Raw genomic sequence first — 1,115 nt, 5'->3', positions numbered from 1 at the left:
AACAGCACCCGGATGGTCTCTTTGTCAAGCATCATAATCAACAGCGTTCGAATTGGGTTTTGACGGGAACTGGCTCTCAAGCCACTGTTTTATAAGATATCACAACCCCAGGAGATCCGGGAGAGCCGCCATGCCTCTGATTACATTGATCATGACACTCGTGGTCGTGGGACTGATCCTCTGGCTGATCAATAACTACATCCCGATGGATGGCACCATCAAGAAGATCTTGAACGTGGTCGTCGTGATTGTCGTGATCCTTTGGCTGTTGTCCGTCTTCGGGCTCATGCCGCCGATGTCGCAGATGCGGATCGGCTAGCCGATTGGCGTGTGACGTTTGAGCGATTAGAGGTAACTATTCAGGACTCCTTGCCACGCCAACCGTCTAGTGGTCTAGAGTGAAAGTCCTAATACTGTTTCTGGGCGATCGATGGCATCCTACTCATCTGTCTTGAGTTTCGCCGACGAGTTGATGACACGATGCCACGCTGCACCCCGATTCCCGTTTCCCTCACCGACAAAGAACGTACCCAGTTGGAGGCGTTGGTGCGTCAGCACACCACGGCGCAGCAACTGGCGATCCGAGCCCGAATCATTCTCGCCGCCGACGCCGGCAAGGGGATGCACGAAACGGCCGCCACGTTGCAGGTCAGTCGCTCGTTGGTCCAACGCTGGCGCCGACGCTGGCGCGAGCGCGCGGATCAACCCGTGCTCGAGCGTCTGAGCGATTGCCCGCGTTCGGGGACGCCGCCGACCTTCACCCCCGAGCAGATCTGCGCCATCATTGCCCTGGCGTGCGAGCCTGCGGTCCGCGAGGGAGTGACGCTGGCGCGCTGGACCCATGCGGACTTGGCTGAAGAGGCCAAGGCGCGCGGGATCGTCGAAGACATCTCCGCGCACTCCATCGGACGCTTCTTACGCGAGATCGATCTCAAGCCGCATCGCGTACAGGGCTGGATCAACACCCCGCGCGCTGGTGATTTCGCCAAGCGCTGTCGCGATGTCTGCGAGACCTACCGCCTGGCCCCAGAGCGTGCCGCACAGGGCATTGAGACGCGCAGCATCGACGAGATGACCGGAGTGCAGGCCCTTGAGCGCGCCGCACCGACTCAGTC

Annotated in this window: 2 protein-coding genes; both read left to right on the top strand. The window is 59.9% G+C overall.

Annotation, left to right across the window (positions count from 1 at the left end):
• Positions 1–130 precede the first annotated feature (130 nt).
• Complete coding sequence (locus CKO23_RS24845) at positions 131–319, top strand: Thivi_2564 family membrane protein (protein ID WP_200336231.1); 189 nt, start codon at positions 131–133, stop codon at positions 317–319.
• Between the two features lie 161 nt (positions 320–480).
• Positions 481–1,115: helix-turn-helix domain-containing protein (locus CKO23_RS24840; RefSeq protein WP_242482718.1), on the top strand; the 635-nt coding region annotated here is incomplete at its 3' end.

The sequence above is a fragment of the Thiocystis violacea genome (assembly GCF_016583565.1).
Lineage (GTDB): Bacteria > Pseudomonadota > Gammaproteobacteria > Chromatiales > Chromatiaceae > Thiorhodococcus > Thiorhodococcus violaceus_A.
Note: the sequence above shows the minus strand (reverse complement) of the source record. Positions and strands in the feature narration are given on the sequence as shown.

Bases quoted from the DNA above. Each gene is read 5' to 3' on its own strand.
- CKO23_RS24845 (WP_200336231.1), top strand. From the start codon at position 131: ATGCCTCTGATTACATTGATCATGACACTCGTGGTCGTGGGACTGATC.